The sequence below is a fragment of the Cupriavidus sp. UBA2010 genome (assembly GCF_002335265.1).
In the GTDB taxonomy this organism is placed as follows: Bacteria; Pseudomonadota; Gammaproteobacteria; order Burkholderiales; family Burkholderiaceae; genus Cupriavidus; species Cupriavidus metallidurans.
Genome location: NZ_DDCI01000009.1, coordinates 324,234 through 347,916, shown reverse-complemented (window position 1 = coordinate 347,916; position 23,683 = coordinate 324,234). Strand labels below are relative to the sequence as shown.

Genomic DNA, 23,683 nt, shown 5'->3' with positions numbered 1-23,683 from the left:
CCATGCTGATCGATTTCTTTTTCTCGCTGCGCCACGCCAAGCTGCCGGTATCGGTCAAGGAGTACCTGACGATGCTGGAAGCCCTGCGCGCGCAGGTTATCGCGCCGTCGATCGACGAGTTCTATTACCTGTCGCGCATGACGCTGGTAAAGGACGAGAAGCACTTCGACAAGTTCGACCAGACCTTCGCTGCATACTTCAAGGGCGTGGAGAGCCTGATCGACTGGAAGAGCGACATTCCGCTCGACTGGTTGCAGAAGACGCTCGAGCGCGAGCTGTCGGCCGAGGAAAAGGCCAAGATCGAGGCCATGGGCGGCCTCGACAAGCTGATGGAACGCCTGAAGCAACTGCTCGAGGAGCAGAAGGAAAAGCACGAGGGCGGCAACAAGTGGATCGGTACGGGCGGCACCTCGCCGTTCGGTCACAGCGGCTACAACCCCGAGGGCATCCGCATCGGCGGCCCGTCCAAGGGCAACCGCACCGCGATCAAGGTGTGGGAGACGCGCGCGTACAAGGATTACGACGACCAGGTCGAACTCGGCACGCGCAACATCAAGGTGGCACTACGCCGCCTGCGCCGTTTCGCGCGCGAGGGCGCCGACACCGAACTCGATCTCGACGATACGATCCACTCCACCGCCGCCAACGCGGGGATGCTCGACATCAAGTTGCGGCCCGAGCGCCACAACAAGGTCAAGGTCCTGATGCTGATGGATGTCGGCGGCTCGATGGACGACCACATCAAGCGCGTGGAGGAACTGTTCTCGGCCACCAAGACCGAGTTCAAGCACCTCGAGTACTACTACTTCCACAACTGTCTCTACGACTACGTGTGGAAGAACAACCGCCGCCGCCATGCGGAGAAGATCGCCACGTGGGATCTCATCCACAAGTACACGCCCGACTACAAGGTGATCTTTGTCGGCGATGCGACGATGAGCCCCTATGAGATCCTGCAGCCGGGCGGCTCGGTCGAGTACAACAATGCCGAGGCCGGCGCCGTGTGGCTCAATCGCATGATCGAGCAGTTCCCGCGCTTCGTGTGGCTGAACCCCGAGCCGGAAGGCCTCTGGCAGTACCGCCAGTCGATCACCGTGATCAACCAGATCATGAAGAACCGCATGTATCCGGTCACGATCGCGGGGCTCGAGGCAGCGATGAAAGTGCTGTCGAAGTAAAAATAGCGGATGCCATGCATCGACGTAGCGCCCGGAGTTAGCGCCCGGAGTTAGCGCCTGGAATGAGCGCTTGCCGGGCCGCTACGCCACCACGTCGACACCCTCCATCAGCCAGGCCCGGAACGTCTGCAGCGCCGGCAGGTGAGCCTTCTGTTCCGGATAGCAGAGGTAATACCCCTTCTTGGCCAGCACGCGCGCGGCATGCGCCACCACCAGCGTGCCGGTGGCAATCTCCTCTTCGATCAGGCAGCGCGGAATCAGAGCGATGCCTAGCCCCGACACCGCCGCCTGCGTCAGCAACGAGAACTGATCGAAACGCGCCCCGCTCCACGCCTGGCGCGTGGACACCCCCAGTTCGGACAGCCAGTCTGGCCACGCCTCTGGCACCGTGGTGTGATGCAGCAGTGGGTAACGCAGCAAATCCTCGGGAGATGCAACCGCGCCCCCAGGCTCCTGCGCGAGCAATCCCGGCCGGCACACCGGCAGCACTTCGCGTCCGGTCATGTAGTCGGCGAGACTCCCCGGCCAGACGCCGTCGCCAAAGCGGATCGCCGCATCGAGATCAGGTTGGGAAAAATCGTAGCCCTGCGCATGGGGAACGAACTCCAGCGTGACTTCGGGATGCCGGGCGAAAAACTGCGGCAGCCGCGGAATCAGCCACTTGGCGCCGAGTGTCGGCATGCTGGCGATATGCAGGATGCCGCCCCGCCCCTTGCGCGCGATCAGTTCCACGCTGGCCGCCTCGATCTCGTTCAGGCTCGGCCGGATGCGCTCCAGATAGCGCTCCCCCGCGCCGGTCAGCATCAGGCGCTGGCGCACGCGCTCGAACAGCTCGACACCCAGGAACGCCTCGAGACTGCGTACCTGCTTGCTGACCGCCCCCTGCGTGACGTGAAGCTCCCGGGCGGCCAGCGTGAAGCTGTTGTGCCGCGCAGCGGCTTCAAATGCCTGCAATTCCGTCAGCGACGGACATAAGCGTCGCATAGGTCACCTCTACTTCAATACCATTTGGAATGATCCGGGGATTTTATTTCGTTTGCGCGCATCTTGCATCGGAAAGCAGAATCACGAGAGCTAAAGAATTCAGCTTTTGCTGAGTTCCGCTCCCTGAATCCCCACCGGAATCCCGACGATGCAACGCCGTCCCCTGCTCAAGATCCTCGCCGCCGCCACCGCCTTCGCGGCCGCCGGCCTGACCCTGCCCGCCCTGGCGCAAGGCACGTACCCGACCAAGCCGATCACGCTCGTCGTGCCGTTCCCGGCTGGCGGCACCACCGACATCGTCGCGCGTATCGTCGCTGACAAGCTCGGCCAGCAACTGGGCCAGGCCGTGGTGGTGGACAACCGCGGCGGCGCCGGCGGCAGCATCGGCACCGGCTACCTGGCCAAGGCCACGCCGGACGGCTACACGCTCGGCATCGCCACGGCATCGACGCACGGCATCAACCCGGCCGTGTATCCGCGCCTGCAATACGACGCCACCAAGGACTTCACGCCGATCACGAACCTGGCCTCCGTGCCGAACGTGATGAGCATCAACCCGAACGTGAAGGCCACCGACATGAAGTCGTTCATCGCGCTGGCCAAATCGGAACCGAACAAGATCGCCTACGGCTCGGCCGGCAATGGCAGCGTGTCGCACATGATGGGCGAGCTGTTCAAGATGAGCAGCAAGACCGAACTGCTGCACGTGCCCTACAAGGGCGTGGGCCCCGCGCTGAACGATGCGCTGGCCGGCCAGGTGCAGGTGCTGTTCGACAACCTGCCGTCGTCGCTGCCGTTCATCGAAGGCGGCAAGCTGCGCGCGCTGGCCGTGGCTGCGCCGAAGCGCGTGGCCGCGCTGCCGAACGTGCCGACCTTCGCCGAACTGGGCCTGCCTGAAGTCAATGACGCCGCATGGTTCGGCCTGATCGCCCCGGCCAAGCTGCCCGCCGACATCCAGGCCAAGCTGAACGCCGCCGCCATCAAGGTGCTGGCCATGCCGGAAGTGCGCGCCAAGCTCGAGAAACTCGGCGCCACGCCGGTGGGCGACACGCCGCAGCACTTCGCGCAGCAGATCGCCACCGAAGTGGCCAAGAACAAGCGCGTGGCCGCTGCCGCCAAGATCTCCCTGGACTAATCACGGACCGGTAACCCAGCATGACCGAAGCAGACCGAAAGACCGCGGAAAGCCCGTACTTCCTGCACATGCCGGAAGGCGAGTGCGGCCCGCTCTTTCTTGATTCCCCCCATAGCTGCACCACGTACCCGGCGGACTTCCGCTTCGCCGGCAACCTGCCCCTGCCGCTGCTGCGGCAGGCGGAAGACACGTTCGTGGACCAGCTCTATGCCGACGCGCCCGCGCGCGGCATCCCGCTGCTCTGCGCGGGCTTTCCGCGCAGCTACCTCGACGCCAACCGCGGTCTCGAGGAGATCGACGAAGCCCTGCTCGACGCGCCGTGGCCCGGCGCCAAGCAGGAAACGTCGAAGACGCGCCTCGGCAAGGGCCTGGTCTGGCGCGTGCTGGACACCGGAGAGCCGATCTACGATCGCAAGCTCGGCGTGGCCGAACTGCAGGCGCGCATCGACAACTATTACCTGCCCTACTACGCCCAGTTGCAGCGACTGTCCGACCAGGCCGTAGCCCGCCACGGCCGCGTATGGCACATCAACTGCCACTCGATGCCGAGCGAGGCCGCGCAATACGCGACTGAGCATCCGGGCCTGCAGCATCCGGACTTCGTGGTGGGTGACCGCGACGGCACGACTTGCGATACCCGCTTCACCGATCGCGTGGAAAGCGTACTCAAGGACATGGGCTACGACGTGTGGCGCAACCATCCCTACAAGGGCGTGGAAATCGTGCGCGTGGTAGGTCAGCCCCAGGCCAACCGTCACAGCCTGCAGCTGGAAGTCAACAGGAAACTGTACATGGATGAAGTCGGCCTGACGCACAGCGCCGGGTTCGACAAGCTCAAGCGCGACCTCAACGCGCTGATGGACGAGCTGCTGCGCTTCGCGCGCACGATCTGACCGACGGATCAAAGGGCTGCCGCAATGGCGCCCTGCCCCGAGGCACGCAGCACGCGTGCCTCGGGGTTCGCCAGAGTTGCGTGACTCGGCAATTCTCTGCTATCGCACACACCCAAATCCACGGGGATCGCGACGGTTGCAAGCAATTAGAATGAAGGGTAACAACATTTAGGAACTTTGCCGCGGGGGATTCCTCTATCATGGCAATCCTTCACTAACCCCTCCTTGCTTCACCGAGCAAAGACGACCCCGTGATCCGACGAATTTCCGAACTGTTCGGCAGCCGGCTGCGTATGCTGTCTGCCGCAGTGGCCGGTGCGATCGCACTCGCCGGTTGCGCCACCGCACCGACGGACGAGACCGCAGCCGTGGCTGGCCAGCCCGGCTCGCCCGCTGCCAGCACCGCCACCCCCGTAGCCCCCGGCCCCGCCTCGGCGACGGCCGCCAAGACCCCGACCACCAACGGCAAGAGCCCGCCCACGACGACGGTCACGCTACCCGACAGGGGCCGCGTGAGCTTGGCCGAATATCGCGCGCAAATGCGCGATCAGTTGATGAAGACGGAGAATGCATCGGCCGACGTAGCCGATTGCGCCGCGCACGCCAGCTGGGTGGTGCCGCGGTCGGCGACTTATGACGCGCTGAAGATCCCCACGGGCGCACTTGCCCAGGATCAGGCCACCGAGGAGCGCTGGGAAAGCCGGTTCTCGTCGGGCAAGCAGTCCGTAGTCGTCAGCTCCGTCGTGACGTTCGCTGCCAGCGCACACCGCCGCTCGGGGGAACCGCAATGGCAACCGGTCAAGGTCCGCTGCGGCTACGACAACGGCATGATGCTGGCGTACGAACTGCTCAACAGCAGCGGCGAGACGATCAGCGAGCCAGCCGCGGCACCCGCCGTGGCCACGTCGCACTCGAAGAAGAAAAAAGGCAAGAGCACCGCCAAGGCATCGACGTCGTCGAAGTCCAGCAAGGCAAGCTCGACGTCCAAATCGACATCGTCTTCCAAGAGCACATCTTCCAAGACGACAACCAAGAAGAAGCAGTAAGGCCCTGCGCCGACTGCGACTGAGACGCAGGCCCGCCTCCCTCTCCCGCTTGCGGGAAAGGGAGCGCTTGGCGCTTCAAACCCTGATCACGTCCGTCAGCCCAGATACTCCAGAACCGCCTGCAGCATCGACGTACCAAGCAGGCCGCTCTTCGCACCGTTCCAGCCCAGCACCGGGTCTGGCAGGTCGGCGTTGTCCTTGAACGGCATCTCCAGCGTCAGGGCCAGGCAGCCGAAGGTATGGCCGATGTACTTCGAGGCAAGCTTCAGTGCGTCCGCGTTGTACTTGCTTGCAGCGTAGCCGTGCACGTCCTGGAAGTCCGGCGTGGCCCGCTTGAACGCCTCGATGAAGCGCGACTGCTGGTCGCGCTGGGCTGCGGTAAAGCCAGGAAGCATCTCGCTGCCGGCTACGAAGTTGTACGGCAGCGCCTCGTCACCATGAATGTCGAAGAACAGATCGACACCAGTGGCTTCGATCGCCCGGCGCACGTGATACACCTCGGGGCTCGTCTCGAGGCTCGGCTGCATCCATTCGCGATTGAGGTTGGCGCCCGCGGCATTCGTGCGCAGGTTGCCGCGCGCCGAACCATCCGGATTCATGTTCGGCACGATATGGAACACGGCGCGATCGAGCAGCTTGCGCGCCACCGGATCGCCCGCCCACATGCCGGTGCCCGTCAAGCGCTGCAGCACGCCTTCGCAGAACCATTCGGCCATGCTTTCGCCCGGATGCTGACGCGCGATCATCCAGACCGTCTTCTTGCCCGGCCCTGGCTGACCCAGCGTCACGCAGGTCAGGTCGCGCCCATCGACGGTGCTGCCAAGGTGCGACAGCTTCGCCAGCGGCGAACGCTGGCAGGAGGCCAGCAGCGAAAGGTGCCGCTCCTCGGGATACGGTTCGAAATACGCAAACCAGACGCTGTCGTGTTCGGGCTTGAAGTCGACGGTCATGGTGGTGCCGTCGTAGCGCGTCGGCACGCGGAACCAGTGGGCCCGGTCATAGGAGGCCACGACGCTGTAGTCGCGCCAGCCGTCCGGATAGGTGCATTCGCCCGCGTTAAGGAACTGGAGCCTGCAGGCCTGCCCGGCCGCGCCCTGCAGCCGAAAGTGGAACCATTGGCGAAAGTCGGCGTGCGAATCGGCGCGGATACGCAGGCGGATGTCGTCGGCACGATCGAGGGCTTCGACTTCGATCGCACCCGAATCGAACAGCGTGGAGATATGCAGCGCTGAGGTCATGAAGTAGCTCCTTGGTTCTCAGTCTTCCAGACGGCGGCGGAATACCCAGCGGGCATCGTCGGACGCGGCCTTGTCGAAGGCGTAGCCGTCTTCGTTGAAGCGCTTCAGTTGCGCGGGATCCGTCACGCGATGGGTGACCGCGTAGCGGGCCATCGTGCCACGCGCGCGCTTGGCGTGGAACGAGATGATCTTGTAGCGGCCACCCTTCCAGTCCTCGAACACGGGCGTGATCACGCGCGCGGCCAGCACCTTCGGGCGCACTACCTTGAAATATTCTTCGGACGCCAGGTTCACCAGCGTCTGCGAGCCCTCGTGCTTGAGCTCGGCCATATCCTTGTTGATCAACGCCGTGACGTCGTCGCCCCAGAACGCGTAGAGGTCCTTGCCGGCGGCGTTGTCGAGCCGCGTGCCCATTTCCAGGCGATACGGCTGCATCCAGTCCATTGGCCGGAGCACGCCGTAGAGGCCGGACAGGATGCGGATGTGCTTCTGCGCGAAGGCAAGGTCGTCGGTCGACAGCGTCTTCGCATCGAGACCGTCGTAGACATCGCCATTGAAGGCCAGCACGGCCTGCTTGCTGTTGGCCGTCGTGAACTCGGGCGACCAGTCGGCGTAACGCGTGACATTGAGCACCGCGAGCTTGTCGGAAATATCCATCAGCGACGCCACATCCTGCGGGGCCAGCTTGCGCAGGCGCTCGATCAGCGTGGCCGAGCGGTCGATGAAACGCGGTAGCGTATGGGTCTTGACGCGTGGGGGTGTCTCGTAGTCCAGGGACTTGGCGGGAGACAGGACGATGAGCATGGCAAAATCGCGGGCAGAAACAAAGACCAGATTGTAGCGAATGCACACCACCCACACCGGCCACGATGCCAACTCCAGCACCGGCCCCGATGCCGGCGCCCTCTCCGTCACTTCCGCACCCCGGGTAGTCCTTGACTCCAATATCTGGGTAGACCTGCTGGTCTTCCGCGACCCGCATGTGGAGCCGATCCGGGCCGCGCTGGCAGCCGGCGCCATCGCCCCGGTGATCCGGGCCGACTGCCGGGAGGAGTTGCGCCGGGTGCTGGCCTATCCCCAGTTCACCCGCTTTGCCGTCGATATCGACGCCGCGCTGGCGGAGGTCGACCGCGTCACCACACTAGAACCGGCGCCCACCCAGGAAGACGCTGACGCGATCCGCCTGCCGAAGTGCAAGGACACTGACGACCAGAAGTTCATCGAACTCGCCCATTTCTCGCGCGCGGCGCTGCTGGTGTCCAAGGACAAGGCCGTGCTCAAGCTCCGCAGCCGCCTGCGCCGCTCCAGCGGGGTGGAAGTGCTGCCGCCGCTGGCATTCGGCGGCTGGCTGGCGGCATGGGTGCCGCCCGATGATCGCGGCTAGAATGTCGCTCTGGCTGATTGCCCCGCTTCTACTCTTTCAAGCTCCGTCATGGCTGAATCCAATCTCGCCCCGCTGAATCCGCCCCTGTCGCGTCTGCCCAAGGTGGGCACCACGATCTTTACCGTGATGTCGGCACTGGCGGCCGAAAAGAACGCCGTCAATCTCGGCCAGGGCTTCCCGGATTTCGACTGCGATCCGCGCATCGTCGATGCCGTGACGCACGCAATGCGCACTGGTCACAACCAGTACCCGCCAATGGCCGGTGTGCCGCAACTGCGCCAGGCCATCGCCGCCAAGATCGCGAAGCTGTACGAACACACCTACGACTGGAACACCGAGATCACGGTGACCGCGGGCGCCACGCAGGGCCTGCTGACCGCCATCCTCTGCGCCGTGCATCCGGGTGACGAAGTGATCGTGCTGGAACCGTGCTACGACAGCTATCTGCCTGCGATCGAACTGGCCGGCGCGACGGCCGTGCCCGTGACGCTGGAAGCGCCGCTGTTCCGCATCCCGTTCGACAAGCTGGCCGCCGCGATCACGCCGCGCACGCGCATGATCATGATCAACACCCCGCACAACCCGACGGGCACGATCTGGCGCGAAGAGGACATGCAGCAACTGGCCGACCTGCTGGCCGGCACCGACATCCTGCTGCTATCCGACGAGGTCTACGAACACATGGTCTACGATGGCCAGCGGCATGAGTCGGTGGCACGCCATCCCGAACTGGCGCGACGCAGCTTTGTCGTGTCGAGTTTCGGCAAGACCTATCACGTGACGGGCTGGAAGGTCGGCTTCGTGGCCGCCCCGGCCGCGCTGTCGAACGAATTCCGCAAGGTCCACCAGTTCAATGTGTTCACGGTGAACACGCCGGTGCAGTATGGGCTGACGGATTACATGGCCGATCCGGCTCCGTATCTGAACCTCTCCGGGTTCTACCAGGCCAAGCGTGACTACTTCCGTGCCGGTCTGGCCGGCACGCGCTTCAAGCTTCTGCCATCGGACGGCACCTACTTCCAGTGCGTCGACTACTCGGCGATCTCCGATATGAGCGAGGCCGATTTCTCGATGTGGCTCACGCGCGAAATCGGCGTTGCCGCGATTCCGGTCTCGGCGTTCTACTCCACGCCGCGCGAATCGGGCGTCGTGCGCTTCTGTTTCGCGAAGAAGGAAGAGACGCTGAAGCTGGCGCTGGATCGCCTGGCAAGGCTCTGATCCGAATCGGAGGCTTGCCAGCCCCACTCCCACAACGTGGAAGTGGGGTGATCCCCCTTCTTACTTGTTCCTGGCGACCATCTGCTCCAGATTCACCTTGCGATCCGCGTTGACCTTCTGCACGGACGGGCGTTCGGCCATCGCCTTCAGGTAATCCTTGGCCGGCAGGCCGGCCAGCAGGTCTTCGCCGTAGATGATCTTCGTGCAAGACGAGATCAGCGGCAGGTGGCAGATGGCGGCGCAATCGGCCAGCGTGAAAGTATCGCCCGCGATGTAGGGCGAGAACTTCGCCAGTTTCGCGAAGCCGGGGATGTACCGGTCGAGCAGCTTGCGCTGGCGCTCCTTGATACTGTCGCTGACCTTGCCGCCAAAGAACGCTTCCGGGTAAAGTTCGCGCGCTGTCAGTTCCAGGTACAACTCCAGAAACGTGATGACCTCGCGTACCTTGGCGGCCTGATAAGGGTCTTTCGGCAACAGCGGCGACCCCGGATAGGCCGCCTCGATATACTCGTCGATCACCTCGGACTCGCACAGCGGGCCCGCATCGGTGATGATGTAGGGAACCTTGCCGAGCGGCGAGGCCTGCAGGTCGGTCTGCCCCAGCCAGGCCAGCACTTCCTCGAATGGCTGGTTCTTCTCCAGCATCGCCAGCTTGACCTTGTTGTAGTAATTGCTGGCCGCAAAGCCGCAGAGCTTCAGCATGTTGTCTCTCTCCGTAGTAGTGTGAGATCGTCGGAGTCGACCCGAAGTCGCCTCATCGTTCCCCGCACTGCCGTTTCTGTCCGATCAGCGCACGCGGCGTGCGCGCCCCGTCTGTCGCGGCAAGTGCAAAAAACGTACGATCGTGCTAATTTAACCACAACTTTTTTGGACGAACGATGAGCAATTCCACCATCCAAACGCTCGGCATCGTCGGCACTGGCGCCATGGGCCGCGGCATCGCCCAGATCGCCGCGCAGGCTGGCCTGACCGTCAACCTGTTCGACACGAATGCCCAGGCCGTGGCGGCAGCACGCCAGTATCTGCAGGATACCTTCACCAAGCTGGCCGAGAAAGGCAAGATGAGCGCCGCCGACGGCGAGGCCGCGCTGGCCCGCGTGAAGGCCTGCGCCGCGCTGGAAGACCTGGCCGCGTGCGACATGGTGCTGGAAGCCATCGTCGAGAGGCTCGATGTCAAGCGTGACCTGGTGGCCAAGCTTGAAGCCGTCGTGCGCGATGATGCCGTGATCGCGTCGAACACTTCGTCGCTGTCGATCACGGCCATCGCCGTGGGCGCGAAGAAGCCCGGTCGCGTGGTCGGCTATCACTTCTTCAATCCGGTGCCGCTGATGAAGGTGGTGGAAGTCGTGGATGGCATCTCGGGCGACCCGGCCGTGGGCGACCGCCTGATGGAACTGTCGCGCCGCATGGGCCATACGCCGGTGCGCTGCAAGGACATGCCCGGCTTCATCGTCAATCACGCTGGCCGCGGCATGAACATCGAAGGGCTCAAGGTTGCACAGGAAGGCGTGGCCGAGTTCGTCGACATCGACAACATCATGCGCGAGCAGGCTGGCTTCCGCATGGGCCCGTTCGAGCTGATGGACCTGACCGGTCTTGACGTATCGCACCCGGTGATGGAGTCGATCTACAACCAGTTCTACCAGGAGCCCCGTTACCGTCCGTCGCCGATCACGTCGCTGCGTTCGGTCGGTGGCCTGCTCGGCCGCAAGACCGGCGCGGGCTTCTACGCGTACCCCAACGGCCAGAAGCAGGTACCGGCCGCCGCGCCGGTGCCGGCTGCGCGCCCTGCCAGCGTGTGGGTGAGCCGCGCCAACGAGCGTGGCCATGCGATGACCGTCAAGCTGCTGACCGCCCTGGGTGTCACGGTCGAGGCTGGCAACCAGCCGCCGGCTGACGCGCTGATCGTGGTGACGCCGCTGGGTCTGGACGCAACCACCGCTGCACTCGAGGAAGGCCTTGACGCCACGCGCGTGGTTGCCATCGACACCCTGATGCCGTTCGAGGCCACCAAGCGCCGCACGCTGATGACCACGCCGGCCACCAGCGCCGCCGCACGCGACGCCGCGCACGGCCTGTTCGCCAGCGACGGCGTGCCGGTGACGGTGATTCGCGATTCGGCCGGATTCGTTGCACAGCGCGTGATCAGCTGCATCGTCAACATCGCCAGCGACATCGCGCAGCAACGCATCGCCACCCCGACCGACATCGACCTGGCCGTGCACCTGGGCCTGGGCTATCCGAAGGGCCCGCTGGCACTCGGCGACACGATCGGCGCCGACCTGATCCTTGAAGTCCTGCGCAACCTGAACCGCCTGACCGGCGACATGCGCTACCGTCCGAGCCCGTGGCTGTGGCGCCGCGCCGGACTTGGCCTGTCGTTGCTGACCGAAGAAGCCTGACCCCACGCAGGCGCCCCGACGAGACACGGGGCGCCTTTTTCATTTCCGCCAGATCAAGAGGCTGCCGTGACCGCCCAACTACTTTCCGAACGCGTCGACTCGACGCTCGTACTGACCATCTCCAACCCCGAAGCGCGTAACGCGCTGCATCCGGACATCTACGCCGCTTCGGCGGAAGCGCTCGAAGTCGCCGCCCGCGACGATTCGATCCGTGCCGTGATCCTGACGGGTGCCGATGGCGTGTTCTGTGCCGGCGGCAATCTGAACCGACTGCTCGGCAACCGTTCGCAACCACCGTCGGTACAGGCAGACAGCATCGAAGTCCTCAACCAGTGGATCGAGTCGTTCCACGCCTTCCCCAAGCCGATCATCGCGGCGGTCGAGGGCCCGGCCGCCGGCGCGGGATTCTCGCTGGTACTGGCGTGCGATTTCGTCGTGGCCGCCAGCGATGCCAAGTTCGTGATGGCCTACGTCAAGGTCGGTCTGACGCCTGACGGTGGCGGCTCGTACGAGATCGCGCGTATGCTGCCGCGCCAGCTTGCCAGCGAGATCATGATGGAAGGCAAGCCGGTGGATCCGGCGCGCCTGGCGCACTTCGGCATCGTCAATCGCGTGGCGGCGCCGGGGCAGGCCCTGACTGAAGCGCTGCGCATCGCCGAAAACCTGGCCAAGGAATCGCCCAACGCGGTCAGCGGCATCAAGGCGCTGATCAACCACGCGGGCACCGCGACCCTGACCGAGCACCTGGCCGCCGAACGCGACAGCTTCGTGGCCGCACTGCATCACAAGGACGGTGGAGAAGGCATCAGCGCGTTCCTCGAGAAGCGCAAGCCAAACTACCGCTAAGCCCCCGAGAAGACACAACACATAAGGACACCCGGAGACAGCATGAGCACCAACGTATCGCACTTTGAAGGCACCCGCCCCGTGGCCGACCAGCAGCGTTTCGACGTCGGCGCCCTCGAATCCTGGATGCGGGAGCATGTGGACGGCTTCGCGGGCCCGCTGACCGTGGAGCAGTTCAAGGGCGGCCAGTCAAACCCGACTTTCAAGCTGATCACGCCGGGCCAGACCTACGTCATGCGTGCCAAACCGGGACCGAAGTCGAAACTGCTGCCTTCCGCGCACGCCATCGAGCGCGAGTATCGCGTGATGGCGGCGCTGGCCGGCACCGACGTGCCCGTGGCCCGGATGTTCGCGCTGTGCGAGGACGAAGAGGTGATCGGCCGCGCGTTCTACATCATGGAGTTCGTCGGTGGCCGCGTGCTGTGGGACCAGTCCCTGCCGGACATGACCAAGTCCGAACGTGGTGCGATCTATGACGAAATGAACCGCGTCATCGCCGCGCTGCACACGGTGGACTACAAGGCGATCGGGCTGGCCGACTACGGCAAGCCGGGCAACTACTTCCAGCGTCAGATCGAACGCTGGAGCAAGCAGTACAAGCTGTCGGAAACCGAGTCGATCCCGGCCATGGACCAGTTGATGGCCTGGCTGCCAGACCATATTCCGCAGGAGGATGTGGACCTGACCAGCATCGTCCACGGCGACTACCGCCTGGACAACCTGATGTTCCACCCGACCGAGCCCAAGGTGCTGGCGGTGCTGGACTGGGAACTGTCCACGCTGGGCCATCCGATGGCCGACTTCGGCTACCACTGCATGAGCTGGCATATCCAGCCGGGCCAGTTCCGCGGCATCGCCGGACTCGACTACCAGGCGCTTGGCATTCCTGACGAGGCCACCTATCGCCGCCTGTACGAGCAGCGCACGGGCCGCCAGATCACGGGCGACTGGAATTTCTATCTGGCGTTCAGCATGTTCCGCATCGCCGGCATCCTGCAGGGCATCATGAAGCGCGTGGTCGATGGCACCGCATCGTCGGCACAGGCCACGGACGCCGGCAAGCGCGCCCGCCCGATGGCCGAGATGGGCTGGGCCTACGCGCAGAAGTCGGGCGCCTGATGGCGGCCTGCGCATCGGCCACAGGTGTTCAAGAACATAGGTAACACTTGATCCGATGCACATCCGGGGCCCCTCTTCCTTCCGTGCAAGAGGGGCCAGCCCGGGAAAAACCAGTGCGTGAAGCAGCGCCGAAGTCATCTGACGACTGAGTACGCAGCCCGTCGCCTAGCCGCTTCGAGGCCGAAAATCCGGCCCATCTCCGTATTTTCCTGATAGACCCTCACCAGAATCCTGTCTACACTTGGCTCTAGTTGTACGACATCTTATGATAAGTGTTGACTGGAGACACAGCATGACCTCTCGCCGCCAATTCCTTGGCCAGGCTTCGGGCCTGGCCGCCCTTGGCACCCTCGGTACCGCTGGTATCCTCGCCCCCGCCTCCGCATGGGCCGACGACAAATGGCCGAGCCGGCCAATCCGGCTGGTGGTGCCCTACCCGGCCGGCGGCTCGTCGGACATCATCGCGCGCCTGATCAGCAAGCAGCTCGGCGAGGCACTGGGCCAGCCGATCGTGGTCGACAACCGTCCGGGCGCCAATGGCAATATCGGCGCGGCGATGGTCGCGCAGGCCGGCACGGACAACCACACGCTGCTGCTGTGCGATGTCGGCGCGCTGGCGATCAGCCCGTCGGTCTACACGAAACTCACCTTCGATCCGAACAAGGACCTCAAGGGCGTAGCCATGCTGGCCTACTCCCCGCACCTTCTGGTCGTCCACCCGTCCGTGCAGGTCAGCAACCTCAAGGAACTGGTTGCCCTGTCGCACAAGCAGACCCTGAACTTCGCGGTCACGGCGATCGGCAGCGCGCCGCACCTGGCTGGCGTGGCCGTGCAGCAGGCCACCGGCGCGGCGTGGCAATACGTGCCCTACAAGGGCGGATCGCAGGCCATTTCCGATACCGTGGGTGGCACCGCGCAGGTGCTGATGAACGGGATGCTGGCCACCTGGCCGCAGGTGCAGGCCGGCAAACTCAAGCTGCTGGCGGTGTCGAAACGCTCGCGCATGGCACTGGTCAGCCAGACGCCAACCATCGCCGAGAGCGGCGTGCCAAATTTCGAATCGGGAACATGGCAAGGCGTGATGGCGCCAGTCGGGATGCCGGATGCCATCGTCTCGCGGATCAATGCCGAGCTGATCCGCATCATTCGCACACCGGAGATCCGCGCCCAACTGGCCGGGCAAGGCGCCGAAGTCGTGACCATGTCGCCGGCCGAGACCGGCAAGTGGTTCGGGACGGAGGAAAAGCGCTGGGCGCAGGTGGTGAAGGCGGCCGGGGTGAAGCTGGACGCCTGATTGCCACGGAAGGCTCTTGCATGAAGAACGGGCGCGATATTCGCGCCCGTTCTTCATTGGCCAGTCATGACAGGAACCTGAAGCGCCAGCGTTGTTCCCCGGCCCCTCACCCGCGCGGGAGAGGGGTGCAATCCGCGACGCACTCAATCGCCCAGCGCCACGCCCTCACGCCGTGGATCAGCGCCGCCAGCCCAGACTGGCCGACCATTCGGGCCCGCCTTGCGCATGATCGCCTGCGTGCCGCTGGTCATCTCGATCTCGGCCACCTGATGGCCCTGATCCTTGAGCGCCTGCACCAGTTGGGGTGTCACCAGCCCGCGCTCGACTTCCGTCGGACCGTTACGGCTACCGAAGTTCGCCATGCTCACGGCCTGCTGCACGTCCATGTTCCAGTCGAGCAGGCCGACCAGCGTCTTCGAGACATACTCGATGATCTGCGAACCGCCCGGAGAGCCAAGCGCCGCCACCAGCCTGCCACTCTTGCGGTCAAACACCAGCGTCGGCGCCATCGACGAGCGCGGCCGCTTGCCAGCCTGCACGCGATTGGCCACAGGCTTGCCGTTCTCGGTCGGGTTGAACGAGAAGTCGGTCAGCTGGTTGTTCAGCATGAAGCCACGCACCATGATGTGCGAGCCGAAGTACGACTCGACCGTCGTGGTCATCGACAACGCGCCACCACGGTCATCCACCGCCGCCACCTGCGACGTGGAAATGCGCGGTGGCGAGCGGTCAGGCGCGAAGGCAACGTTGACCCCGGGCGGCGTGCCCGGTTCGGCCTTGCCCATGCTCTTGTCGCCAATCAGTTCGGCACGCTCGGCCAGGTATTGCGGGTTCACGAGCGCGCTCACGTCTACCGGCACGTAATCGGCATCGGCCACGTAGAGCCCACGGTCCGCGTAGGCCAGACGGTCAGCCTCCGAGATGGCGTGCACCGCCAGCGGATTGGCCTCGAACCCCGCCGGCGTGTTGACCTGGGTCGGCTTGAGCTTTGCCAGCGCATAGCGGGGATCGCGCTTTTCGAGTGCTTCGAGGTTGCCGAGAATCTGCGCGATCGCGATGCCACCCGACGAAGGCGGCGGCATCCCGCAGACCTTCCAGGCCTTGTAGTTCGTGCAGACCGGCGGGCGCTCCTTGGCCTTGTACCCCTTCAGATCGGCCACGGACAGGCTGCCGGGGTTCGCATGGGCGTTGACCTTGGCTGCGATGTCACGCGCGATGGGACCGTTGTAGAACACGTCCGGCCCGTGTCCGGCGATTTCCCTCAATGTCTGCGCGAGTTGCGGATTCCTGACCAGCGTGCCGACCGGCTTCGGCTTGCCCTGATCGTCGAGGAAATACGCCTTCATCTCGGGGGAGTCGATCAGAAACTTGTCCGCGGCGACCTGCGTATAGAGGCGCTGCGAGATCGGAAAGCCCTTGTCGGCCAGTGCGATGGCTGGCTCGAACAGGCGTGCCCAAGGCAAGCGGCCGTGCTGGCGATGCGCGAGCTCCAGCGCGCGCAACACGCCCGGCACCCCGACCGAACGCCCACCGATCTGCCCTGCCGAGAACTCCATCGGCTTGCCGTCGGCGCGCATGAACAGGTTCTCGGTGGCACCGGCAGGTGCCGTTTCGCGGCCGTCGTAGGTCTGCACGCGCTTGCCGTCCCAGTACATGATGAAGGCGCCGCCACCGATCCCGGAAGCCTGTGGCTCGACCAGCGTCAGCACTGCCTGCATCGCCACGGCGGCATCGATGGCCGACCCGCCAGCACGCAGCATCTCGCGACCTGCCTCCGTGGCCAGTGGATTCGCGGCCGCGGCCATATGCTTCTGCGCGTAGGTCGTGGTCATCCCCGGGCGGTAGCCCGAGGCAACTTCGGCGGCGGGCGGCAACCCGGCTGCCGCCACGGCCTCGGTAGACGCCGGCACCGTCCCCGTCTCCGTGGCCGGATCGGTCGATGCGGCGGACGTCCCCGCTTCCTTGTCCACCGTGCCGCAGCCTGATAGCGATGCGGCCAGCAGGGAAACCATCGCCCCGGCCAGCGCACCGCGCCAGTGCCGGTTCGCGGCACGCTGCGAGACAGATTGCGCGGAAGATCCTGTTGAAGTCGCTATGAGTGTGTCAGCCATGCCGTCCCTCCTGTCGAGAAGATCCGGCGATTCTTGGCGATCACACACGCTGGTGAAATCGGCGTTTGTCTGACAGCGTTAACCCGGGGTTACTCGGCAGCCGACGCGACATCCGTCATGCCACTGCCCAGCGATTCCATCACCGTCATCAGCTGCTCGCGCAGCCAGCGGTTCGCGCCGTCGTTCTCGCCGCCCGCGTGCCAGTACAGATGCAGTTCGAGCGACGGCACCTTGAACGGCAGCGACAGCAGGCGGTTGGCATAGGGCTCGTTGGCGATGCGCGCGTATCGCAGCGGCAGCGTGGCCAGCAGATCGGTGCAACTGACCACGCGGCACGCGGCGGCATAGTGCTGGCAACGCAGGCGCACCCGCCGCGTCAGGCCCATGCGATGCAGCGCCTGGTCCTCCAGCCCCGCGCCTCGTCGCCGCGAGGACACGTGTACGTGCTCGGCCGCGAGATAGCGCTCGAGCGTCAGCTCCTTCTTGACCAGCGGATGATCGCGCCGCGCCAGCACCACCATCGGATCGGACATGAACGCGGCGTGATGGATCGCCGGCGATACCGGCAGCAGGATGTCGATCGCGGCGTCCAGCGTGCCGGCCAGCAGTTCGGACTCCATCTCGCGCCGATCGAAGCGAATCGCCGCAATCTCCACGTGCGGCGCCATCGCGGTCACGCGCGCCATCAGCGGCGGCAGCAGCGTGGATTCGAGCGCGTCGCGCATGCCGATGGTGAACCGGCGCGTGGTGTTGGTGGGATCGAAGTGCGGCGTGTCCTGCAGCGTCCGCGCGAAGGACTGCAACGCCCCGCGCACCTCCCCGGCCAACGAGCGGGCCAGCGGCGTCGGCGCCATGCCCTGCCCGCGGCGCTCGAACAGCGGATCGTCGAACAGCGTGCGCAGACGGCCCAGCGCGTGGCTCACGGCCGGCTGCGTCAGGTTCAACTGGCGCGCGGCAGCGGTGATGCTCCCCTCGCTGTAGATGGCGTCGAATACTACGAAGAGATTGAGATCGATCCGGCTGAGCTGCATGGCACCTTCCTGCGCGAATGCTTGACTGGCACGAGACGCACGCCAGATCGCGCAGCAGGCATTGGGGCCAGCCGGCAACCGATCGACACGACGTCAGTTTGTAGTGAATGCATTCTGTCACGGAATGCAGGATATTGATACTGACCAATCCAGAAAATTCATTTTTCTTATTGATCAGGTTCCGCTAGAGTAACCAACGTCGGCACACCGTGCCTGGTACCACACCCAAAAGGTAACCGAGGAGACCTCATGCAATTCGAGTACACGCCCAAGGTCAAGGAAATGCAGGCCAGGCTGCTGGCGTTCTTCGACCAGCACATTTACCCCAACGAGAAGCGCTTCTACGCCGAGATCCAGGCCAATCGCGCGGCCGGCAACGCGTGGATTCCGACCAAGGTGATCGAGGAACTGAAGCCGCTGGCGCGTGAAGCCGGGCTCTGGAACCTGTTCCTGCCGCGTTCGAAGCGCGCGCCGGAAGGCCTGTCGAACCTCGAATACGCGCCGTTGTGCGAAATCATGGGCCGTGTGCCCTGGTCGGCTGAAGTGTTCAACTGCGCCGCGCCCGATACCGGCAACATGGAGACGCTCGAGCGCTACGCCTCGGAAGAACTGAAGGACGAGTGGCTGGAGCCCCTGCTGCGCGGCGAGATCCGCTCGGCGTTCCTGATGACCGAGCCGGCCGTGGCCTCGTCGGACGCCACGAACATCGAGTGCCGCATCGAACGCGATGGCGATCACTACGTGATCAACGGCACCAAGTGGTGGTCGTCGGGCGCCGGCGATCCCCGCTGCAAGGTCTACATCGTGATGGGCAAGACCGATCCGAATGCTGGCCGTCATGAGCAGCAGTCGATGGTCGTGGTGCCGGCCGATACCCCGGGCATCACCATCAAGCGTTTCCTGCCGGTGTTCGGCTACGACGACGCGCCGCACGGCCACATGGAAATCGAACTGAAGAATGTGCGCGTGCCGGTCAGCAACATCCTGTTGGGCGAAGGCCGCGGCTTCGAGATCGCCCAGGGCCGCCTCGGCCCGGGCCGTATCCACCACTGCATGCGCAGCATCGGCGTGGCGGAACGCGCGCTGGAACTGATGTGCAAGCGCAGTCTGGAGCGTGTGGCATTCGGCAAGCAGATCGCCCGCCAGGGCGTGACGCAGGAACGCATCGCCGAAGCCCGCTGCGACATCGAGATGGCGCGCCTGCTGACGCTGAAGGCCGCGTACATGATGGACACAGTCGGCAACAAGATTGCCAAGGCCGAGATTGCGATGATCAAGGTGGTGGCACCGAACGTGGCCCTGCGCGTGATCGACTGGGCCATCCAGGTGCACGGCGCCGCGGGTGTGTCGGGCGACTTCCCGCTGGCCAACTGGTGGGCGCACCAGCGCACGCTGCGTCTGGCCGATGGTCCGGACGAAGTGCACCGCAATGCGATCGCCAAGCTGGAACTGGCCAAGCACATGAAGCTGAACCCGGACAGCATCCAGATGCCGATCACGCGCGGCTCGTGATGCGCTACTGCTGAAACAGGAAAGCCCGACAGGTCACTGTCGGGCTTTTTTTCTTGCCGGGCTTGACACCGAAGCGCCATCCCACGAACAGATCATCCATGCCCAACAGGGTTATTTCTTTCGTGCTCTAATGCCCCGGCGAATCTTCCATGGAGACAGTTGCAGATGATCGACGCCTACACCTGGCCCACACCGAACGGCCATAAAGTCCACATCATGCTCGAGGAGTGCGGCCTCGAGTACAGGGTCCATCCGATCAACATCGGCGCCGGCGACCAGTTCGGCGAGGACTTTCTCAAGATCAGCCCGAACAACAAGATCCCGGCGATCGTCGACACCGATGGCCCGGACGGCCAGCCGATCTCGCTGTTCGAATCGGGTGCGATCCTGCTGTACCTGGCGGGCAAGACCGGCAAGTTCCTGCCCGAGGACGTGCGCGGCAAGTACGAGGCGCTGCAGTGGCTGATGTTCCAGATGGGCGGTGTCGGCCCGATGCTGGGTCAGGCGCACCACTTCCGCATCTACGCGCCGGAGAAGATCGAATACGCCATCAATCGCTACACCAACGAGGCCAAGCGCCTCTACGGCGTGATCGACAAGCAGTTGTCGACGCACAAGTATCTGGCAGGCGATACCTACACCGTGGCCGATATCGCGACGTTCCCGTGGCTGCGTAGCTGGCAGAACCAGGGCGTGGAGCTGGACGACTATCCGCACCTGAAGCGCTGGTTCAACGACATCGCGGAACGTCCGGCGGTCAAGCGCGGCGTCGAGGTCCTGGCCAGCGCACGCAAGCCGCTACAGGGCGACAAGGAGCGCGAGGTCCTGTTCGGCGCCACGCAATACCAGCGTCGCTAACGCCGGCGTCAGGCGGCCTGTCGTTCGCCCTGCGGGGCGTATGCGTCTGACGGTACCGGTGCCGGCTGCATGCAGCAGAGCAGCCCGGCACCGGACAGCATCGCGTCGATGCAGTAGTCGTCATCAGGCTCCGGCGCGAAGGCCATGCCCGGTTGAAGGTAGGTCGATTGAACGTCGCCGCCGCTCGCCCCGCCCCGCCATTGCAGGTTGAGCACACCCCGATGGCAGACACCCCAGACCAGCCCGCGCGCGTGAAGATGCTGCGCCCACTCGGCCTCTCCCGCATCGATCGCAATGAATTCGGCGGCGCCGGCATTGCAGTGCCCGGCCTCGCCGGCCTGTGGGATGGCGCGAACCAGCACGCTGTCGACCACGGCCTGTAACTCGACCGCCTGGTGCACTTCGGGGGTATGAATATCACCGCAGGCCAGCACCGCGCGCTCCGCATCGCCATCGAGCACGCGCAGGCCGCCTTGCAGGCAAGCCCACCATTCCGGGTGCCCGGCTACCGTGACCGGATAGCAATCACCGGCACGCAGATGGATGTAATCGCACGAATGACCGAGCCCTGCCGTTGTCGGAATGACACATAAGCAGTGACCGAAACCATTTGTCGTGGCAGTCTTCAGGTGCGGCAGATCGCCGCGCTGGTGAGCATGGAAGAACGTATAGATCCGCATGGCATTCCCTCTGAACGGAGTCTGGGACGCGAGTGGTCCCTGAATGCGCAACGGCGGTACGATGCGGCTTTCCGCCCGATCGCCAATGCGCTACTGCCCCGTTTCGGCACGGCGTGAAACCGTCCGGTCCATGCGATCGGCGCCGCACCCTTGAGTGGGCGCATCCCTTGAAATGCAGATCTGGCACCGATAGAACGACGAACTATAAGTTGTCGTGATCGACAGGTCAAACCCTTTAGCCTCGGGCGACGTAGCGACCTAATATCCACAATGCACCTTATGACCGGGGATCCACTCAAGCTGTTCGGGCGGCATCTGACCTGGTTGCGCAAGCAGCGCGGCTGGTCTCAGGAAGCGCTGTCGCTCGAAAGCGGACTCGCGCGATCGTACCTCAGCGGAATCGAACGCGGCACGCGCAATGTTGCGCTGTACAACATCTGCACGCTTGCCGACACGCTGGGCGTCGCGCCGAGTGTGATGCTGGATTTCTCCAGTCATTGCGCGGACGCGCCGGTTGAGCCGGCACGCGCGCCATTCAACCCGGAGATATCACCAGCGGTACAGGCCACGCTGCGCTATATGACGGAACTCAGCGACACTGACCGCGATGTGGTGGCCGGCGTGGCAAGAGCGCTCGCGCGAAAACAATTGCGCAAGATCGCCTAGCCAGCAGCGCGAAGGGATGGGGGAGCCGCGTAGCTGCACGGCTGCACGGCTGCACGGCTACACGGCTACACGGCTACACGGCTACACGTCGAGCATGCCCTGCCGCTCGATGAACGCAATCACCTGATCAAGTCCCTGCCCCAACTTCACGCTGCCCATCACGAAGGGCCGCTCGCCGCGCATCTTGCGGGCGTCGCTCTCCATGATCTCCAGTGATGCACCAACATAGGGCGCAAGGTCGGTCTTGTTGATAACCAGCAGATCGGACTTCGTGATGCCCGGCCCGCCCTTGCGCGGGATCTTCTCGCCGCCCGCCACGTCGATCACATAGATCGTCAGGTCGGAAAGTTCCGGGCTGAACGTCGCAGCCAGATTGTCTCCGCCCGACTCGATGAACACCACATCGGCATCAGGAAACTTCGCCAGCATCCGATCGACAGCCTCGAGGTTGATCGAGGCGTCCTCGCGGATCGCGGTGTGGGGACACCCGCCCGTTTCCACACCCATGATCCGCTCGGCCGGCAGCGCGCCCGAGATCGTCAGCAGGCGCTGGTCTTCCTTCGTATAGATATCGTTGGTGATCGCCACCAGGTCATAGCGGTCGCGCATGGCCTTGCACAGCATCTCGAGCAGCGTGGTCTTGCCGGAGCCGACGGGGCCGCCCACGCCAACGCGCAACGGAGGATTTTTCTTGGTACGAGTCATGATCGGATCTCAGGATCGGAACAGCCGGGAGTACTGCGTCTCGTGACGCGCCGACAGTACGCCTAGCATCGGGGAGAACGTGGAAAGCAATGGTGGCACCTCATCGGCGCGGCACACTGCTTCATCGACGGTGCCGAGCACCGCCTGATGCAAGCCAAGCAGCATCTGCTGGCCCGCCACCTGGCCGAGCGGCACCGCCTTGATGGCGGCTGCCACCTGGTTTTCGGCCCAGTTGAAGAGATACGCGGCCAGGCCTTCACGCGCAGCGATGCCCAGCGCCACGCACGCCGAGGCAAACGCCGTGGGCAGGCAAACCGGCCGCATGTCGCGCAGCAGGTCGCGGCACGCATCGTCGCCCCAACCCATCTGCGCGATCAGTTTCGCCAGCGACCAGCCCATCTGCTCGGTCTCGAGCCGCAGTTCGGAAGTTTCCCGGGTGGCATGAAACCAGTCGTTCCATTGACGCACGGAGGCGTGGTCCCGCGTCTGCCACGCGCGATGCAGCAGTAGCCAGACAGGTGCCTCGCATTGGGCCTGCACATGCAGAAGGTTGTCGCGAATCCAGCGCTCGGCAGTCGCCGCATCCCGCACCAACTCGCAATCGATGGCCGCCTCCAGTCCCTGCGAATAGCTGAAGCCGCCGATGGGGAGCGTCGGCGAGGCAAGGTGCAGCAGGGAGATGAGTTGGGGGAGCGCGGTCATGGGGGATGGCTCTGCCGACGGTGTCAGGGGCAACTCAATGTTTGTGACCGCAATGCTCGTCATGCACGTGACCATGGTCATGGTCATGGTCATGGTCATGGTCATGGTCATGCGAGTGCGAGTGCGAGTGCGAGTGCGAGTGCGAGTGCGAGTGCGAGTGCCCATGATGCTCGTGGAACACTGCCTGCGCCGCCGCGTAGTCCTCCGCGAACGTCGCGTCATGCCCGTGCTTGTGGCCGCCGCCATAGGCGCCAGCCTCGGGCTCGAATGGCAGGTCCGCGCGCTCGGCTTGCACGCCCAGTCGGGCCAGCATGTCGGCCAGCACAGGGTCATACTCCAGCCGCAGATAATCGCGCCCGACCTCCACCGGCGTGTGCCGATTGCCCAGGTGATAGGCTGCGCGCATCAGCGCCAGCGGGTCGGTCGCAGTGACCTGCAGCACCGACTCCGCCGCGGCCTGCACTTCCACGAAGGTACCGTCCTCTGCCACCAGAAGATCGCCGCCACGCAGCACGGTGCCGCGCGGCAGGAACAACGCAGCTTCGGCGCCGTTGTCGAGGATGGCGCGCAGGCGGCTCTTGCTGCGTTCGCCGAACGGCAGGACGAGCTTCGGCGCGCGGCGCACGAGTACCGGCGCGATGCCGTGCGGAGCGGGCAGGTGTTTGTCGATCTTGATCACGG

23 protein-coding genes are annotated in these 23,683 nt (G+C 64.6%); 13 read left to right on the top strand and 10 right to left on the bottom strand.

Going from position 1 to position 23,683, the window contains the following annotated elements; translation table 11 throughout:
* The first annotated feature begins 2 nt into the window (after positions 1-2).
* Entirely contained in the window at positions 3-1,178 is a 1,176-nt protein-coding gene (locus B2246_RS05005; protein ID WP_286879970.1) for a vWA domain-containing protein, read from the top strand.
* 81 nt (positions 1,179-1,259) lie between these two features.
* Here B2246_RS05005 and B2246_RS05000 read toward each other — a convergent pair whose 3' ends face one another.
* A complete protein-coding gene (locus tag B2246_RS05000; RefSeq protein ID WP_008641724.1) occupies positions 1,260-2,162 on the bottom strand; it encodes a LysR family transcriptional regulator in 903 nt (300 codons plus the stop codon).
* A gap of 148 nt (positions 2,163-2,310) precedes the next feature.
* Here B2246_RS05000 and B2246_RS04995 point away from each other — a divergent pair, with 148 nt between their 5' ends.
* From B2246_RS04995 to B2246_RS04985, 3 genes are all read left to right on the top strand, one after another.
* On the top strand, positions 2,311-3,297 hold the full coding sequence (locus B2246_RS04995) for a Bug family tripartite tricarboxylate transporter substrate binding protein (protein ID WP_008641723.1): 987 nt from the start codon (positions 2,311-2,313) through the stop codon (positions 3,295-3,297).
* 20 nt (positions 3,298-3,317) lie between these two features.
* Positions 3,318-4,190: an N-formylglutamate amidohydrolase gene (locus B2246_RS04990; protein WP_286879966.1), complete on the top strand. Its 873-nt coding sequence runs from the start codon at positions 3,318-3,320 to the stop codon at positions 4,188-4,190.
* A 251-nt stretch (positions 4,191-4,441) separates the two neighbouring features.
* Positions 4,442-5,236, top strand: coding sequence for a BspC domain-containing protein (locus tag B2246_RS04985; RefSeq protein WP_368013931.1), 795 nt, complete (start codon positions 4,442-4,444; stop codon positions 5,234-5,236).
* Between the two features lie 95 nt (positions 5,237-5,331).
* On the opposite strand, the gene B2246_RS04980 is transcribed toward B2246_RS04985, so the two are convergent.
* Positions 5,332-6,474, bottom strand: coding sequence for a M14 family metallopeptidase (locus B2246_RS04980; protein WP_008643442.1), 1,143 nt, complete (start codon positions 6,472-6,474; stop codon positions 5,332-5,334).
* 18 nt (positions 6,475-6,492) lie between these two features.
* Complete coding sequence (gene yaaA, locus B2246_RS04975; protein WP_008643440.1) at positions 6,493-7,278, bottom strand: peroxide stress protein YaaA; 786 nt, start codon at positions 7,276-7,278, stop codon at positions 6,493-6,495.
* A gap of 40 nt (positions 7,279-7,318) precedes the next feature.
* Here yaaA and B2246_RS04970 point away from each other — a divergent pair, with 40 nt between their 5' ends.
* Both B2246_RS04970 and B2246_RS04965 read left to right on the top strand, forming a co-directional pair.
* On the top strand, positions 7,319-7,858 hold the full coding sequence (locus tag B2246_RS04970) for a putative toxin-antitoxin system toxin component, PIN family (protein WP_286879963.1): 540 nt from the start codon (positions 7,319-7,321) through the stop codon (positions 7,856-7,858).
* A 48-nt stretch (positions 7,859-7,906) separates the two neighbouring features.
* Entirely contained in the window at positions 7,907-9,076 is a 1,170-nt protein-coding gene (locus tag B2246_RS04965) for a pyridoxal phosphate-dependent aminotransferase (protein ID WP_286879961.1), read from the top strand.
* Between the two features lie 60 nt (positions 9,077-9,136).
* Here the strand turns inward: B2246_RS04965 and B2246_RS04960 are convergent, their stop codons facing one another.
* The gene (locus tag B2246_RS04960) at positions 9,137-9,778 is read right to left on the bottom strand and encodes a glutathione S-transferase (RefSeq protein WP_008643435.1); all 642 of its coding nucleotides are present in this window, start codon (positions 9,776-9,778) and stop codon (positions 9,137-9,139) included.
* A gap of 176 nt (positions 9,779-9,954) precedes the next feature.
* Here B2246_RS04960 and B2246_RS04955 point away from each other — a divergent pair, with 176 nt between their 5' ends.
* The 4 genes from B2246_RS04955 (at position 9,955) to B2246_RS04940 (ending at position 14,737) form a co-directional block, all read left to right on the top strand.
* Positions 9,955-11,478, top strand: a complete 1,524-nt coding sequence (locus tag B2246_RS04955; RefSeq protein ID WP_008643434.1) for a 3-hydroxyacyl-CoA dehydrogenase — start codon at positions 9,955-9,957, stop codon at positions 11,476-11,478.
* Between the two features lie 66 nt (positions 11,479-11,544).
* Complete coding sequence (locus tag B2246_RS04950) at positions 11,545-12,324, top strand: oxepin-CoA hydrolase, alternative type (protein ID WP_008643432.1); 780 nt, start codon at positions 11,545-11,547, stop codon at positions 12,322-12,324.
* Between the two features lie 42 nt (positions 12,325-12,366).
* Positions 12,367-13,443 (top strand): phosphotransferase, encoded by a 1,077-nt coding sequence (locus B2246_RS04945; RefSeq protein WP_008643430.1) that lies wholly within the window; start codon positions 12,367-12,369, stop codon positions 13,441-13,443.
* A gap of 292 nt (positions 13,444-13,735) precedes the next feature.
* Positions 13,736-14,737, top strand: coding sequence for a Bug family tripartite tricarboxylate transporter substrate binding protein (locus tag B2246_RS04940; protein WP_186425232.1), 1,002 nt, complete (start codon positions 13,736-13,738; stop codon positions 14,735-14,737).
* A 143-nt stretch (positions 14,738-14,880) separates the two neighbouring features.
* Here the strand turns inward: B2246_RS04940 and ggt are convergent, their stop codons facing one another.
* Positions 14,881-16,848: a gamma-glutamyltransferase gene (ggt, locus tag B2246_RS04935; RefSeq protein ID WP_411860059.1), complete on the bottom strand. Its 1,968-nt coding sequence runs from the start codon at positions 16,846-16,848 to the stop codon at positions 14,881-14,883.
* Positions 16,849-16,937: 89 nt separating this feature from the next.
* Complete coding sequence (locus tag B2246_RS04930; protein ID WP_008643425.1) at positions 16,938-17,879, bottom strand: LysR family transcriptional regulator; 942 nt, start codon at positions 17,877-17,879, stop codon at positions 16,938-16,940.
* Between the two features lie 249 nt (positions 17,880-18,128).
* On the opposite strand from B2246_RS04930, the gene B2246_RS04925 reads away from it, so the two are divergent.
* A complete protein-coding gene (locus B2246_RS04925) occupies positions 18,129-19,391 on the top strand; it encodes an acyl-CoA dehydrogenase family protein (protein WP_008643423.1) in 1,263 nt (420 codons plus the stop codon).
* Between the two features lie 165 nt (positions 19,392-19,556).
* On the top strand, positions 19,557-20,249 hold the full coding sequence (locus B2246_RS04920; protein ID WP_286879958.1) for a glutathione binding-like protein: 693 nt from the start codon (positions 19,557-19,559) through the stop codon (positions 20,247-20,249).
* Positions 20,250-20,257: 8 nt separating this feature from the next.
* Here the strand turns inward: B2246_RS04920 and B2246_RS04915 are convergent, their stop codons facing one another.
* Positions 20,258-20,929, bottom strand: coding sequence for a hypothetical protein (locus B2246_RS04915; protein ID WP_286879955.1), 672 nt, complete (start codon positions 20,927-20,929; stop codon positions 20,258-20,260).
* A gap of 270 nt (positions 20,930-21,199) precedes the next feature.
* Here B2246_RS04915 and B2246_RS04910 point away from each other — a divergent pair, with 270 nt between their 5' ends.
* On the top strand, positions 21,200-21,595 hold the full coding sequence (locus B2246_RS04910; RefSeq protein ID WP_008643418.1) for a helix-turn-helix domain-containing protein: 396 nt from the start codon (positions 21,200-21,202) through the stop codon (positions 21,593-21,595).
* A gap of 81 nt (positions 21,596-21,676) precedes the next feature.
* Here the strand turns inward: B2246_RS04910 and ureG are convergent, their stop codons facing one another.
* From ureG to ureE, 3 genes are read right to left on the bottom strand one after another with little or no spacing between them, the layout of a single operon-like run.
* Positions 21,677-22,300, bottom strand: coding sequence for an urease accessory protein UreG (ureG, locus tag B2246_RS04905; RefSeq protein WP_035881742.1), 624 nt, complete (start codon positions 22,298-22,300; stop codon positions 21,677-21,679).
* Between the two features lie 9 nt (positions 22,301-22,309).
* The gene (locus B2246_RS04900) at positions 22,310-23,002 is read right to left on the bottom strand and encodes an urease accessory protein UreF (RefSeq protein ID WP_186426418.1); all 693 of its coding nucleotides are present in this window, start codon (positions 23,000-23,002) and stop codon (positions 22,310-22,312) included.
* A gap of 34 nt (positions 23,003-23,036) precedes the next feature.
* Complete coding sequence (ureE, locus tag B2246_RS04895; RefSeq protein WP_286964021.1) at positions 23,037-23,681, bottom strand: urease accessory protein UreE; 645 nt, start codon at positions 23,679-23,681, stop codon at positions 23,037-23,039.
* Between the last annotated feature and the right edge of the window lie 2 nt (positions 23,682-23,683).